Consider the following 14,137-nt stretch of genomic DNA (forward strand, 5'->3'; position numbering starts at 1 on the left):
ATAGCCGTCATTCGGTGCAGCGGAACAGCCCGTAAGGGGTAGTTAGCGTTTCCCTGCCACCGGATACTCGTTGTACGGGAAAACTGCCAACACGGAAGTCGGGATATTTCATGGTTAATCCGCTGTTACCTGCCGGGCACCCGCTCGGCGTCGTCCGGCGGGTCGTCGTGGGAGCCGCGCTCACCGCCGTCGGCATGGGCGTGGTGGTCGGGGTCGCCTCGGCCGAGCCCGCGACCTCCGAGACCGCGCCGCTGGCGGACGTCCCCGCGCGGTCGCTGACCGATCAGGAGCTCCGGGACGAGCTGGGGCGCGTGTTCCGCAACGACCCGGTGCGGGCCAGGGAGATCATCCAGGAGATGCAGCCTCGTGGGCAGCACTTCCTGAGCGCGCCGCCCGACACCAAGGGGGTCGGGGTGTCCGGTGGGGTGCCCATCGGGCCGCGCACCTCGGTCACCGGAACCGCCGCCTACGACCGCCACAAGCAGGAGGGCTTCCTCGGCGGCGGGGTGCGGGTGGGCAAGCCGTCCGGGCCGCAGTTCACCGACATCGGGCCCAAGCGCGACGGGCTCAACGCCGACCTCAGCGACAGCCTCGACGTGCTGGGCGCCCAGTACCAGTCGAGGCTCAGCCTGAACATCGCGCCCGACGGCAGGGTGACGTTCAGCTACAAGGGCACCGCCTCCGTCACCACACCGGACGGGCGCAGTCGCGAGATCGGGGTGACCCTCGAACGCCGCGCCGACGGGTCGTGGCACCTCAACACCCCGGACAGCGTCACCGAGAGCACCCCGGTGCCCGGCGGCGGTTCGGTGAGCACCGAGAAGTCCGCCGACCCGCTCTCGCCCGGCAAGAACCCCGAGGTCACGGCGCCCGCACCGCCCGCGCCCCAGACGCCGCCCGGCGCGTCGGTGCCCGAGGTGCCGCGCGGTGCCACCAAGGCAGACAAGGGGCGCTGGTCCGACCTCGGGTTCGGGCTGAGCTTCGACAAGACGTTCAAGCCCGCGCCCGAGCCGCCGACCACGCGGGAGCAGGTGCCCGAGCTGCTGGACAGGTTGCGCGAGGAGGGTGCGCGCAACAGCCAGTGGCGGGCCCAGAACCGGCCCGACCTGGCCCACCGGGAGGCGCTGGAGCAGGCCCGCAACCGGGCCGCCGCGGCCGAGGCGGCCGAGCGGAACGCGCTGCCCGACCGCGACCACGACGGCGTCCCCGACGCCGAGGACGCCACGCCGAACCAGAACGACCGGAACCCGGCCAGCGCCGATCGTGGCGACGGGCCGGACAGCGGGACCGGGTACGGCAGCGACCGGGTGGTCAACCCGCCGCCCGCGCAGCCGCCCGCCGGGAGCGGCGGGGACTTCGACGGGGACGGGAAGCCGGACGCGACCGACCCGACCTGGAACCAGGACGACAGCGACCCGGCCAGCACCGAGCGCGGCGACGGGCCGGAGACCAGCCCGCGCTCCCTCGGCGGGTGGGACGTCTCCAGGGCGGACCAGCCCGGTGAGACCTGGGGGCTCGAAGGCCGGTGGCGCTCCGATGAGTCCGACGGGTCCGGCGGATCTGATGGATCCGGGGGCGACGGGGACGACGGGGACGGGCCCGAGGGGACCGGCGGGGCCGGTGGCCTCGGGAGTTCCGGTGACTCCGGGTCCGGGGCGGCCACCGGAACGGGTGGTCGTAGCTCCGACGGTGGGAGCGACTCCGGTGGTGCTGGCGGCATCGGTGACACCACCGGTGGTGACCTCGGCGGTCGGGACTCCGACGGGGACGGGCTGTCCGGCAGCGCCGACTCGACGCCGAACCAGAACGACAGCGACCCGTCCAGCACCGACCGGGGTGATGGTCCCGAGGGCGGCGCGGGGTACAGCGGGTCCTCGGGCGACCGGGGGAGTGACTCCGGGTTCGGCGGTGGCGGCGACTCCGGGTCCTCCGGCGACTCGGATTCCGGTAGTTCGGGGGCTGGCGACTCCGGCTCCAGCGACTCCAGCTCCAGCGGGTCGAGTTCCTCCGGTGGGTCGAGCTCCTCTGGCGGGTCCTCGTCCAACGGCTCGTCCGGGAGCGGCTCCTCCGACAACAGCTCGTCCGGCGGTGGTTCGTCGAGCGGTGGTTCGTCCGCTGGCGACTCGTCCGGCAGCGGCTCCTCCGGCAGCTCCTCGTCGGGTGGTTCGGGCAGCGGTGGCTCCAGCGGTTCGGGGGCTGGCGGGTCCGGTTCGACCGGGTCCTCGGGTGACCCCTCCGACGCGGACGGCGACGGCCGGTCCGGCGACAACGACTCGACGCCGAACCAGAACGACAGCGACCCGTCCAGCACCGACCGGGGCGACGGCCCCGAGGGCGGCTCGGGTTACAGCGGCTCCACGGGCGGCGGCGCGATGTCCTAGAGCGCGCCCCGCGCACGTGACCCCGCGACGCCGGACCACCCCGGTCCGGCGTCGCGGGACCGCTCGTCGGTCGGGAACGTGACCGGGCACACCGGACACGAACAGGTCACCTTCGCCGCCGGTGTTCCCGAAACCCCTATCCGCCAGGCACGCTCGTCCGGTGGCTCCGTCGTCGCACCGCAAACCGCCCGTGAAACGGGTGTTCCTCAGGGCCCTCGTGGTGGGTTCCCTGCTCATGTCCGTCGTGGTCGCGGCCGGCGCCGCGCACGGTTCGGGCAGCCTGCGCCACGTCGCGCTCGGCAGCTCCTTCGCCGCCGGACCGGGCGTGCCCGACCTCAAACCCGGCTTCCCCGGCGCCTGCGGCCGGTCCACCCGCAACTACCCGACGCTCGCCGCCGCCGCGAAGGGCGCGACCCTGGTTGACGTCACCTGCGGCGGCGCCACCACGGCCAACGTGCTCAGCGAGGAGCAGGCGGGCCTGCCACCGCAGATCCAGGCGGTCACCGCCGACGCCGACGTGGTCACGGTGACCATCGGCGGCAACGACGTCAACTACATGGGCAGCCTGATGGCGTACGGCTGCCAGAACAGCAAGGCCGCCAAGGGGCGCACCAAGGCCTGCCCGACCGTGGACCGCGCCGCCATGCTGCGCGGCCTGGACACCCTGCACGAGCGGATCGGCGCCGTCTACGCCGAGATCCACCGCCGCGCGCCCGACGCCCTCGTGTTCGCCCTGATCTACCAGGCCGTGCTCCCGGCCGAGGGGCCCTCGTGTTCGGGCCTGCCGCTCACCGACGACCAGCTCGCGTTCGAGCGCACCGTCGTCGCCAGGCTGGAGGAGGCCACCCGGAGCGCCGCGCGGGCGCACGACGTGACCGTCATCGACACTACGCCGATCACCCGCGACCACGGGGTGTGCTCCGCCGAACCGTGGATGGAGCCCTACGCCCCACCACCCGGCCGTGTCGGGTACCACCCGAACGAGGCGGGCATGGCTGCGGTGGCTGAACTGGTGGCCGCGTACTCGTGGGAGCAAACGCGTCCCTGACCCGTTCTTGGTGGGGCCGTTCTCCTGAAAAAGCGCGCGTCACATCGCCACCTGGACTCGTTGCGGGTTCAGGTGGTTGCGAATCGACTTCCGCGATCGCGCGATGCGATCCGGTTCCCGCTGTTCACCGTGTTCGGTGGGGAACCATGAGCGTTATGGGATCACGAGTGCCACGAAATCGTGATTCCTGCCGAATCGGGAGCGGTGCGGGAGACCCCGGCCCCGCCGGTCACACCCGGAAAGGACGGGTGGGGCCTGGGTCCGGTGCGCGACGGCCTGGAGCGGGCCGCCGCGCGCTTGGGGTGGGACTCCCGCTAGTGCAGGACCTTCAGGCCCAGCACGCCGCCGACGATCAGCGCGACGCACAGCAGGCGCAGGACCGAGGCCGGTTCCTGCAGCGCGACGATGCCGTAGACCACCGTGCCGACCGCGCCGATGCCGACCCACACCGCGTACCCGGTGCCCAGGGGAATGGTCCGCAGCGCGAACGCCAGTCCGCCCATGCTCACGAGCAGGGCCGCGCCGAACAGCAGGCTGGGGCCGAGGCGGGTGAACCCGCGTGACGCGCCCAGCGCCGCGGCCCACACCGTCTCGAAGATCCCGGAGAGCACAAGAACGACCCATGCCATGACGAACGCCTTCCGCAGTGTCCAGTGGTCACTGCACCGTCTTGTCGTGACCGGGTACGGCGCGCTCGTCCGGAACGCCGGCGATGCGGCGTTGGAACAGACATTAGCACCGCCCGCGGTGAAGGCGCGGGTGATACCAGTCGCAGCTTTCGGGTGAATTCAGAACGTGGCTTTGTTGTCGTGCTCTTCGGTAAACTGGGAGAAGGCCCGTTCGCGGTGGTGCGCGACCGCTCTGCGCAAGACGCTCTGCGCAAGAGCGCCCGGCTCCGACCGGAATCGATCGGAGCCGGACGGGGTGCGCCGGATCAGGTCGTGCTGGGCGGAGTCAGCGGGTCGCGGTGGCTGCCGTGGCCGGTTGCGTCACGACCACGCGGCCGGTGCCGGGGAGCAGCGCGGCCACGCCTGCGGCGGTCAGCGCGGCGCCCGCGCCCACGGCCATGATCACCTGGAACGCCTGCTGCGAGGGCAGGCCCGCCGCCGTGGTCAGCTGGGTCAGGATCACGCCCGCGACGGCGCTGGACAGCGACGTGCCGATCGAGCGCATCAGGGTGTTGAGGCTGTTCGCCGCCGCGGTCTCCGACACCGGGACCGCCGACATCACCAGTGCGGGCAGCGCGCCGTAGGACAGGCCGATGCCCGCGCCGATGATGCTCGACACCAGCACCAGGTGCCAGAGCTGGCTCATCAGCGCCACGTTGAGCCCGTAGCCGACCGCGACCACGAGCGCGCCGGTGATCAGGGTGATCTTGGGGCCGCGCTCCCGCGACAGCCGCGCGGACAGCGGCGCCATGGCCATCATGACCAGTCCGGACGGGGCCAGCACCAGGCCGACGCCGAGCAGCGACTGGCCGAGGCCGTACCCGGTGGACGCGGGCAGCTGCAGCAGCTGCGGCATCACCAGGGACATCGCGAACATCGCGAACCCGAAGACCACCGAGGCGGCGTTGGTCAGCAGGAGCTGGGGATTCGCGCTGGTGCGCAGGTCCACCAGCGGTTCGGCGGTGCGCAGCTCCCACCAGCTCCACGCGGCCAGCGCGACGACCGCGCCGCCGAGCAGACCCAGCGTCAGCGCGCTGCCCCAGCCCCACTGCGCGCCCTTGGACACCGCGAGCAGCAGGCACACCAGCACCACCGACAGCCCGAGCGCGCCCACCAGGTCGAACCGGCCGCCCGAGCGCACCGCCGACTCCGGGACCAGCGCCACCACGAGCACCCCGGCGATCACGCCCAGCCCGGCGGCGCCCCAGAACAGCACGTGCCAGTCCAGCTGCTCCACCAGCACCGCGGCCAGCGGCAAGCCCAGCGCGCCTCCGACGCCGAGCGAGGCGCTCATCAGCGCGGTCGCCGAACCGAGCTTCTCGGCGGGCAGCTCGTCGCGCATGATGCTGATGCCCAGCGGGATCACGCCCGACGCCAGGCCCTGGAGCACCCGGCCGACGATCATCGGGCCGAGGGTGTCGCTGAGCGCGCCCACGACCGAGCCGGCGACCAGCAGCACGATGCTGATCAGCAGCATCCGGCGCTTGCCGTGCATGTCGCCGAGGCGGCCCACGGTCGGGGTGGCGACGGCGGCGGCCAGCAGGGTCGCGGTGATCGCCCACGCGGTGTCGGCGGGGTCGGCGTTCAGCAGCTTCGGGAACTGCGGGACCAGGGGGATCACGACCGTCTGCATGAGCGAGACGACGATCCCGGTGAAGGCCAGCACCCAGACGACGGTGTTCGCCCCCGGCGGTGCCGGGGGTGCTGCTGGCGTGTGCGGGCGTGCGCTGGACATGGGGAGTCGGCCTTCCGGGAGGGCGGGGTTCGGCAGAGGGTTAAATCAGTTGCTTGACTTAGGTTAACCCGTACGGCTTCACTGTCCCGCACGTGCCCGCGCCGGTGTCCGAACTGTCCGGGGGCGTCCCGAATCGACCTGAGGCGGAGGAGGTCCCCCGGTGAGGCGGCTCCACAACGAGACCACGCGCGCCCGCATCCTGGACACCGCCGAGCGGCTGTTCGCCGAGCGCGGCCTGCACGCGGTGTCCAACCGGCAGGTCAGCGCGGCGGCCGGGCAGGGCAACAACGCGGCCGTCGGGTACCACTTCGGGACCAAGCACGACCTGGTCAGGGCGATCGTCCGGCGGCACGGCCTGCCCGTGGAGGCGCTGCGGGCGGACATGGTCGCCCGCGCCGGGGACTCGCCGGTGCTGCGCGACTGGGTCGACTGCCTGGTGCGGCCGGTCACCGCGCACCTCGCCGACCTGGCCGCGCGCGCCGACGTCGTGGCCCCCGGCGGGATCACCTGGTACGCGCGGTTCGTCGCGCAGGTGGTGACCGATCCGGCGCTGCGGCTGGTCGCCGCCGCCGAGGTCATGACCACGCCGGGGATGGGGGTCGTGCTGGAGCGGCTGCGCGCGCACCTGCCCCCGGAGGTGGCGCCGGAGGTGCGGTTCGGGCGGGAGCGGATGGTGTGGCACCTCATCGTGCAGGTGTGCGCAGAGCGGGAGCGTGCGCTGGCCGAGGGGGTGGCGACGCCGCGCGACACGTGGGACGGTGCGGCGCGCGGTTTGGTGGACGCGATCACCGGGCTGTGGACCGCACCGGACAACACGGTGGGGGAGCGGGTCGGGCGCGGGTAGCGCGCCTGGGCGGTGCTGACTGAGGGTGGGTTTGGCGTTGGTGGAGCGGGCGGGACTGACGTCGAAGGCCCGGTTAGCCGGGTGGTCCGGTGGGCGGGGTGCGCGTGGAGGCGTGGCTGGCCGGCCGGATGGGCTCGGGGTGGACGCGACGGGCGGGCCGAGCGGGTGCGGAGTGGGGGCGGCGAGCGGGCCGAGCGGGTGCGGAGTGGGGGCGGCGAGCGGGCCGAGCGGGTGCGCGGTGAGGGTGGCGAGCAGGCCGGACGGGTATGTGGTGTGGTCGGCGAGCTGGCCGGGCGCCGGGTCGGGCGCGGGTGTCGCAGGCAGGTCGAGTCGCAGCCTGCGCGTGGGTGGTGTCAACGGGCTGAGCTGCGGTTTGAGCGCTCGCGTCGCTGGCGGGGCGAGCGGCGGCACGAGCGCGGCTGTGATCAGCCGGTCGACCGGCTGTCGGTCGAGCGCCTGCGGGGCGAGCGCCTGCGGGGCGAGCGCGGCTGCGGTTGCCCGCACGGGTGGGTTCGGCCCTGGTTCGGGGGTGGCGGGGCGGCGCAGGGGCAATTCGCCCATCGTGGTGGGCGTGGGGCGTTACCGCGCATTTCGTAAGTCAGTCGCTTGACTCAAACGGAGAGCTGTGGCTATCTGGAGTCATCCCCGACGACACCGCGCTGGAGGACCCCATGCCCCCGAGCGACCCCCACGAGAGCGATCCCGGCGGTGAGGCGCCCCGCACCACGCCTCCCGCGACTACGCCGATCCGCACTCCGCCGGTCGGGAACACGCAGTGCGGCGCCGCTCGCGCCCGCACCTCGGCCGCGTCGTTCGGCACCATGCCGTTCGACGCCGCGACCGCCCCGCGCGCCGCCGCGTCGACCCACCTCGTCCCACCCGGCTCGCGACGGCGCGTCCGGCGGAAAACCGGGGAGCGCCCGTGACCCCCTCCCGCCAGCACGACGGCCCCGCGCGCAAGGGCGACCGGGCCGCCGAGACGCGCGAGGTGATACTGGCCGCCGCCGAGCGGCTGTTCGCCGAGCGCGGCGTGAGCGCGGTGTCCAACCGGCAGGTCGGCGAGGCCGCCGGGCAGGGCAACAACTTCGCCGTCGGCTACCACTTCGGCAGCCGGGTCGAGCTGGTCCGCGAGATCGTGCGCCGGCACGCCGAACCGGTCGAGCGGGCCCGCGCCGCGATGCTCGCCGCCGCCGGGGACAGCCTGGACGTGCGGCACTGGGTGGACTGCCTCATCCGCCCGTACACCGAGCACCTCGAAGCGCTGGGCAGCCCGAGTTGGTACGCCCGGTTCAGCGCCCAGGTGCTCACCGACCCGGTCCTGCGCCAGGCCGTGGTCGACGACGCGCTCAGCGGCGGCACGGTGCGCCAGGTCGTCGAGGGCCTGAACCGCTGCCTGCCCGCGCTGCCGCTGCCCGTGCACCTGGAGCGCGGCGGCATGGCCCGCACCCTGCTGTCCCACACCTGCGCAGAGCGCGAGGCCGCGCTGGCGCGGGGCGAGCCGACCACCAGGACCAGCTGGGACGCCACCGCGACCGGGCTGGTCGACGCGATCGTCGGCCTGTGGCTCGCGCCGGTCACCCCGACCGGCCCGCGCCGCGACCGCCAACCCTCCCCCGATTGGAGTGCCCGATGAAGATCACCGTCGACGAAGGCAAGTGCTGCGGCGCGGGTTCCTGCGTGCTGGCCGCGCCGGAGGTGTTCGACCAGCGCGACGAGGACGGCGTGGTGGTGCTGCTGGACCCGGAGCCCGGCGTCGAGCTGCACCAGGCCGTCCACGAGGCCGCGAGCGTCTGCCCGGCCGCCGCGATCGCGCTGGCGGAGGCGCAGTGAGCCCCACCGGGACCACGGGGACGACCGACGTGCCGGAGCCGAGCGGGGGCCCGGCCGGGGAGGGCGCGGGCCACCCCGGCCACGTGCTGATCGTCGGCGCCGCCGCCGCCGGCCTGTCCACGGCGGAAGCGCTGCGCCGCAAGGGCTTCACCGGTCGCCTCACCCTGCTCGGGGCCGAGTCGCACCCGCCCTACGACCGCCCGCCGCTGTCCAAGCAGGTGCTCGCGGGCGCGTGGGAACCCGAGCGGTCGCGGCTGCGCTCCGCCGAGGTGCTCGCCGCCCTCGACGCCGAGTTCCACCTCGGCGACCCGGCGGTCGCGCTGGACGTCGCCACCCGCACCGTCCGCACCGCCTCGGGGGCCGAGCACACCGCCGACGCCGTCGTCGTCGCGACGGGCGTGCGACCGCGCGCCCTGCCAGGGCAGGACGGTCTGGCCGGGGTGCACGTGCTGCGCACCCTGGAGGACTCGCTCGCGCTGCGGGCCGACCTGCTGCCCGGCCGCCGCGTCGTCGTGGTCGGCGACGGGGTGCTCGGCGCGGAGGCCGCCGCCACCGCGCGCGGGCTCGGCCTGGACGTCGTCCTCGCCGGACCGCAGAACGCCCCGCTCGCCGCCCAGCTCGGACCGCTGGTGTCCGGGCTGCTCGGCGAGCTGCACGCCGAGCGCGGCGTGCGGCTGCGCCTGGGCTCCGCCGTCCTCGGGCTGGAGTCCGAGGGCGGTCGGGTCACCGGCGTGCGGCTCGACGGCGGCGAGGTGCTGCCCGCCGACGTGGTCGTGGTCGCGCTCGGGGCCGTGCCCTGCACCGAGTGGCTGGAGGGCAGCGGTCTCGCGCTCGACAACGGCGTGGTGTGCGACGCGAACTGCCGAGCCGCCGACGGCGTCTACGCGGTCGGTGACGTGGCCCGCTGGCAGCACCCCGGACTCGGCCGCCTGGTGCGGCTGGAGAACCGCACCAACGCCACCGAGCAGGCCTCCGCCGTCGCCGACAACCTCCTCGGCGACCCGGTCGAGTACGCGCCCGTCCCGTATTTCTGGACCGACCAGTTCGACGCGAAGATCCACGTGCACGGCGTGCTGCCCGTCGACGCCGAGGTGACCGTCGAGGACGGCGACCCCGCCGCGCGCCGGTTCACCGCCGTCTACCGCAGCGGCGGACTGGTGACCGGCGTCATCGGCTGGAACATGCCCAAGCAGGCCAGGCAGACCCGCCAGCGGCTGCTCACGCCGGAGGGGCTCGCGGCTGCGCGGGTGCCCGCCGTCGCGCCCGCCGGACCGACCCTGCCCGTCGCGCAGACCCCGCCCGCTCTCGCGCAGGGCGCAGCGGCGGGAGCAGTGGCTCCCGCGTTGACGACCGCGCTGACCACGGTAGCGCCCACCCCCGACAGAACCGCCCCGAGCGCTGCCCTCCGCACCTCCCCGGAAGGACGAGCATGACCAGCACCCAGGTCCCCGCGGGGATCGAGACCGCCGAGATCCCGGACTACCCGATGCCCCGCTCCGAGGGCTGCCCGTTCGACCCGCCGCGCCAGTTGAACGACTTGCAGGAGCAGGCCGCCATCACCCGCGTGCGGCTGTGGGACGGCAGCACGCCGTGGCTGGTCACCCGGCACGCCGAGCAGCGCGCCGTGCTGTCCGACCCCAGGGTCAGCGCCGACATGACCCACGAGCGCTACCCGCGCCAGGCCCCCGGCCGCGCCGGTTCGCTCAGCTTCATCGGCATGGACGACCCCGAGCACGCCCGCCAGCGCCGCATGGTCGGCTCCGCGTTCACCATCAAGAACGTCGCCGCCATGCGCCCCATGGTGCAGCGCGTCGTGGACGACGCCGTCGCCCGGCTCCTCGCCGGCCCCAAGCCGGTCGACCTGGTGGAGGCGTTCGCGCTCCCGGTCCCGTCGCTGGTGATCTGCGAGCTGCTCGACGTCCCCTACAGCGACCACGACTTCTTCCAGGACAACAGCAAGCGCATCATCAACCGCAACTCCACGCCCGAGCAGCGCGCCGAGGCCTCCGGCGCGCTGGCCCAGTACCTCGGCGGCCTGGTCGCGGCCAAGCTCGACAACCCCGGCGACGACCTGGTGTCCCGGCTCGCGGGCAGGGTCAAGGCCGGTGAGCTGACCATGGAGCAGGCCACCTCCATGGCCGTGCTGCTGCTGATCGCCGGGCACGAGACCACCGCGAACATGATCGCGCTCAGCACGTTGCTGCTGCTGCGCCACCCCGACCAGTTCGCGCTGCTGCGCGACTCCGACGACCCGGCGCTCGCCGCGTCCGCCGTGGAGGAGCTGCTGCGCTACCTCAACATCACCCACGGCGGGCGGCGCAGGTTCGCCACCGAGGACATGGAGGTCGCGGGCTGCCCGGTCAAGGCCGGTGAGGGGCTCGTGCTGCCCACCGACATCGCCAACCGCGACCCGAGGGCGTTCGACGACCCCGACCGGCTCGACATCACCCGGTCCGCGCGGCACCACCTGGCGTTCGGGTTCGGCGTGCACCAGTGCCTCGGCCAGCCGCTCGCCCGGCTTGAGCTGGAGGTCGTCTACCGGACGCTGTACCGGCAGGTGCCCGAGCTGCGCCTGGCCACCGACTTCGAGTCGGTCCCGTTCAAGCACGACGGGTTCGTGTACGGGGTGTACGAGCTGCCCGTGACCTGGTAGCCGACCGCCCCGCCGCGCTCCCCGGCGCGGCGGGGCCCGCTCCCGAACCACCGCCTCCACCCGCCGCCACCCAGCGACCGACAGGAGAGACCGTGGCCGACCAGCTCCGCTACCCGTTCACCGCCCCCGACGCGCTCGACCCGCCCGCCGAGTGGGCCGAGCTGCGCGCCGACCGCCCCGCCGCCCCCGTCACCCTGCCCAGCGGCGACACCGCCACCCTGGTCACCCGCTACGCCGACGTCCGCACCGTCCTGGCCGACCCGCGCTTCAGCCGCGTCGGCGCCACCGGCGAGGGCGCGCGGGTGGGCGAGCAGGAGTCCGGCGGGGTGTTCAGCAGCGACATGTCCACCGTCCTGCCGCAGAGCGGCGAGGGCCACCTGCGCTGGCGGCGGCTGCTGAACCGCTGGTTCACCGCCAAGCGCATGGCCGCGCTGCGCCCCGGCATCGAGGCCATGGCCGACCAGCTGCTCGACGAGCTCGTGGAACGCGGCGCGCCCGGCGACCTCAAGGCCGGGTTCGCGTTCCCCCTGCCGGTCCGGGTGATCTGCACCATGCTCGGCGTCCCCGACTCGGACCGGGACCGGTTCGCGCACTGGTCGGACACCCTGCTCAGCATGACCCGCTACACCCAGGCCGAGATCGCCTCGGCGCAGGCGGAGTTCGCCGAGTACATGGCGTTCCACGTCGCCGCCAAGCGGGCCGACCCCGGCGACGACCTCATCGGCGAGCTGATCACGGCCACCGCCGCCGAGGGGCAGCCCATGTCGGACGCCCAGCTCGTGGCCACCGCGCAAGGTCTGCTGGTCGCCGGGCACGAGACCACCGCGAACATGATCGCCAAGATGGTCGCGATGCTGCTCGCCGACCGGGAGGGGTGGGAGCGCCTGGTCGCCGAGCCCGCGCTGGTGCGGCCCGCGGTGGAGGAGGCGCTGCGGCTGGACCCGAACCCCGGTTTCGGCATGGTGCGCTACCTCGACGCCGAGCTGGCCGTGGCCGGGACCGTGCTGCCCGCGGGCACGACGGTGGTGTGCAGCATGGCCTCGGCGAACCGCGACGACGAGGCGTTCGAGCGCGCCGGGGAGATGGACCTGGGCCGAACCCCCAACCCGCACCTGTCCTTCGGCGCCGGGGCGCACTCCTGCCTCGGGCAGGCGCTCGCCCGCACCGAGCTGCAGGCCGCGCTGACCGCGCTGCTGCGCCGTCTGCCGGGTCTGCGGCTGGCCGTTCCGGTGAGCGGGCTGCGCCGGGTGGAGGGCCTGCTCGTCGGAGGTCTGCGGGAGCTGCCCGTGGCGTGGTGAGTAGGGTCTCGCCATGCGCGTGCTCTTCGCCGCCCTGGCGTCTCCCGGTCACACCTTCCCGATGATCCCCCTGGCCGTCGCAACCCGAGAGGCCGGCCACGAAGTCCACTTCGCGGCGGGGGAGGGCGTGCACGCGGCGCTGGCGGCGCAGGACCTGCGACCGTTCCGGCCCGCCGACGCCTTCTACGAGCTGTACCCGGAGGACCTGGAACCGGAGCTCGCCCGCCTGGAACCCGACCTGGTCGTGCACGGCTGGGGGGTTCCCGGCGCGGCGGTCGCCGCCGAGCGCGCGGGCGTCCCCGCGCTGTGGCACGGGTTCGGCCGCATGTTCGACGAGGGCATCGGGTTCGACCGGCCGTTCGGCACCGGGAGGCCGCACCTCGACGTCTGCCCGCCGTCCTTGCAGGACAAGGAGTTCATGGCGAGCGAACGGCGCGTGGAACTGCGCCCGGTGGCGCTGCCGGAACCGGGCGCGGTTCCCGAGCGGGACGCGTCGAAGCCGCTGGTGTACCTCACCCTCGGCACCGCGTTCGCCACCGCGGGGCTGCTCAGCACCGCCGTGCGGGCGCTCGCCGGGGTGGGCGCGCAGGTCGTGGTGTCGACCGGGCGGGTGCACCCGCAGGAGCTCGGACCGCTGCCCGAGGGCGTCACGGCGCACGAGTGGGTCTCCCAGGGCGCGCTGCTGCCGCACGCCTCGGTCGTCGTGCACCACGGGGGCAGCGGCACCACGCTGGCCTCGCTGGCCACGGGCGTGCCGCAGCTGTTCCTGCCGCAGGGGGCGGACCAGTTCAGCAACGCCGACGCGGTCAGCGCCGCGGGCGCGGGCGTGGCGCTGCGCGGCGAGCAGGTGACGGCCGAGGCGATCGCGGCGAACGTGCGCAAGCTGCTGTCGCCCAAGGACGGGGCCGGGCACCGGGAAGCCGCGCGGGCCATCGCCGAGGAGATCGCGGGGATGCCCGCGCCCAGCGAGGTCGCGCGACAACTGCCGGAGCTGGCCGCGAGCTGACCCTCCGGTCGCCTCCGAGCCTACCGGCGCCGACCTCGGGAGTCCCGCACCGCCGGTGGTGCTCGTGAAGTTCGCCCCATCGGGGAAGGTGCGGGTTCGTCCCATCGGCACGGCGAACCCGCACACTGTGATCAGGCCCGTTTTGTGGTGCGGCGGTGCGGTCGTCCGGTCCGGTCCGGTGGTGCGGCCGGTGCGGCGTGGTGCTGTGGCGTGGTGCTGCGGCGTGACGTGGCGTGGTTGTGCGGGCGGTTTCGCGGTTGCCCCCTGCCCTGGCTCTGGGCCCTGGCTCTGGCCCCATCAGGGCCCATGAGGTCTGTCGAGGCTGATCGGCGCTTGGGTTCTCGGGGTGCCTCGGACGTCCGGGGTGCGTGGTCGCGGTGCGCTGACTGTGAAGTGCCAGTGACCCGGTGTGATCGTGAAGTGGCGATTTACCCCTTTTGTGCGCCTCTTGGTGGTTGTGCTGGAAAACTGATGGGCATGAGCACGCCGCCACCGGGCTGGGCACCCAGGCCCTCGCACCACCAGTCGCAGGTCACGCCTGCTTCGCCACCCGTCGTGGTGGGGTCGTGGTGCGGCTCGCGAGGGCTTGGTGGGCGCTGGGGCGGTCACGGCGTGCTACCGGTCGCTCGGCGCGTTCGGCGGCGGCGTTCCGCCGGACGGGTCATCGGCCCGTC

The 14,137-nt window shown here is 74.0% G+C and carries 11 protein-coding genes and 1 riboswitch; of the genes, 9 read left to right on the top strand and 2 right to left on the bottom strand.

The window, feature by feature from the left end; translation table 11 throughout:
• Positions 1-110 precede the first annotated feature (110 nt).
• On the top strand, positions 111-2,381 hold the full coding sequence (locus tag AMIR_RS35680) for a hypothetical protein (RefSeq protein ID WP_015801701.1): 2,271 nt from the start codon (positions 111-113) through the stop codon (positions 2,379-2,381).
• Positions 2,382-2,601: 220 nt separating this feature from the next.
• The gene (locus AMIR_RS14430; RefSeq protein ID WP_187313514.1) at positions 2,602-3,429 is read left to right on the top strand and encodes an SGNH/GDSL hydrolase family protein; all 828 of its coding nucleotides are present in this window, start codon (positions 2,602-2,604) and stop codon (positions 3,427-3,429) included.
• 314 nt (positions 3,430-3,743) lie between these two features.
• Here the strand turns inward: AMIR_RS14430 and AMIR_RS14435 are convergent, their stop codons facing one another.
• Together AMIR_RS14435 and AMIR_RS14440 are read right to left on the bottom strand one after the other, a co-directional pair.
• Positions 3,744-4,058, bottom strand: coding sequence for a DMT family transporter (locus AMIR_RS14435; protein WP_015801703.1), 315 nt, complete (start codon positions 4,056-4,058; stop codon positions 3,744-3,746).
• A gap of 30 nt (positions 4,059-4,088) precedes the next feature.
• Positions 4,089-4,154, bottom strand: a riboswitch (guanidine-III (ykkC-III) riboswitch).
• A 229-nt stretch (positions 4,155-4,383) separates the two neighbouring features.
• Positions 4,384-5,832 carry an MFS transporter gene (locus AMIR_RS14440; RefSeq protein ID WP_015801704.1) on the bottom strand — a complete coding sequence of 483 codons (1,449 nt, stop codon included), beginning with the start codon at positions 5,830-5,832 and terminating at the stop codon, positions 4,384-4,386.
• 160 nt (positions 5,833-5,992) lie between these two features.
• On the opposite strand from AMIR_RS14440, the gene AMIR_RS14445 reads away from it, so the two are divergent.
• The 7 genes from AMIR_RS14445 to AMIR_RS14475 all read left to right on the top strand — a co-directional run bounded on the left by AMIR_RS14445 (position 5,993) and on the right by AMIR_RS14475 (position 13,463).
• Complete coding sequence (locus AMIR_RS14445) at positions 5,993-6,676, top strand: TetR/AcrR family transcriptional regulator (protein ID WP_015801705.1); 684 nt, start codon at positions 5,993-5,995, stop codon at positions 6,674-6,676.
• 922 nt (positions 6,677-7,598) lie between these two features.
• Positions 7,599-8,309 carry a TetR/AcrR family transcriptional regulator gene (locus AMIR_RS14450; RefSeq protein ID WP_015801707.1) on the top strand — a complete coding sequence of 237 codons (711 nt, stop codon included), beginning with the start codon at positions 7,599-7,601 and terminating at the stop codon, positions 8,307-8,309.
• On the top strand, positions 8,306-8,506 hold the full coding sequence (locus AMIR_RS14455; protein ID WP_015801708.1) for a ferredoxin: 201 nt from the start codon (positions 8,306-8,308) through the stop codon (positions 8,504-8,506). The genes AMIR_RS14450 and AMIR_RS14455 overlap by 4 nt, the downstream gene beginning before the upstream one ends.
• A complete protein-coding gene (locus AMIR_RS14460) occupies positions 8,503-9,939 on the top strand; it encodes an NAD(P)/FAD-dependent oxidoreductase (protein ID WP_015801709.1) in 1,437 nt (478 codons plus the stop codon). Before AMIR_RS14455 ends, AMIR_RS14460 begins: the two co-directional genes overlap by 4 nt.
• A complete protein-coding gene (locus AMIR_RS14465; RefSeq protein ID WP_015801710.1) occupies positions 9,936-11,159 on the top strand; it encodes a cytochrome P450 in 1,224 nt (407 codons plus the stop codon). The genes AMIR_RS14460 and AMIR_RS14465 overlap by 4 nt, the downstream gene beginning before the upstream one ends.
• A gap of 92 nt (positions 11,160-11,251) precedes the next feature.
• Complete coding sequence (locus AMIR_RS14470; protein WP_015801711.1) at positions 11,252-12,457, top strand: cytochrome P450; 1,206 nt, start codon at positions 11,252-11,254, stop codon at positions 12,455-12,457.
• A 13-nt stretch (positions 12,458-12,470) separates the two neighbouring features.
• The gene (locus tag AMIR_RS14475; protein WP_015801712.1) at positions 12,471-13,463 is read left to right on the top strand and encodes a glycosyltransferase; all 993 of its coding nucleotides are present in this window, start codon (positions 12,471-12,473) and stop codon (positions 13,461-13,463) included.
• Positions 13,464-14,137 lie beyond the last annotated feature (674 nt).

The organism is Actinosynnema mirum DSM 43827, assembly GCF_000023245.1.
In the GTDB taxonomy this organism is placed as follows: Bacteria; Actinomycetota; Actinomycetes; order Mycobacteriales; family Pseudonocardiaceae; genus Actinosynnema; species Actinosynnema mirum.

Coding starts and splice junctions, on each gene's coding strand:
- AMIR_RS14435 (WP_015801703.1), bottom strand. CDS start 4,058: ATGGCATGGGTCGTTCTTGTGCTCTCCGGGATCTTCGAGACGGTGTGG.
- AMIR_RS14440 (WP_015801704.1), bottom strand. CDS start 5,832: ATGTCCAGCGCACGCCCGCACACGCCAGCAGCACCCCCGGCACCGCCG.
- AMIR_RS14455 (WP_015801708.1), top strand. CDS start 8,306: ATGAAGATCACCGTCGACGAAGGCAAGTGCTGCGGCGCGGGTTCCTGC.
- AMIR_RS14475 (WP_015801712.1), top strand. CDS start 12,471: ATGCGCGTGCTCTTCGCCGCCCTGGCGTCTCCCGGTCACACCTTCCCG.
- AMIR_RS35680 (WP_015801701.1), top strand. CDS start 111: ATGGTTAATCCGCTGTTACCTGCCGGGCACCCGCTCGGCGTCGTCCGG.
- AMIR_RS14465 (WP_015801710.1), top strand. CDS start 9,936: ATGACCAGCACCCAGGTCCCCGCGGGGATCGAGACCGCCGAGATCCCG.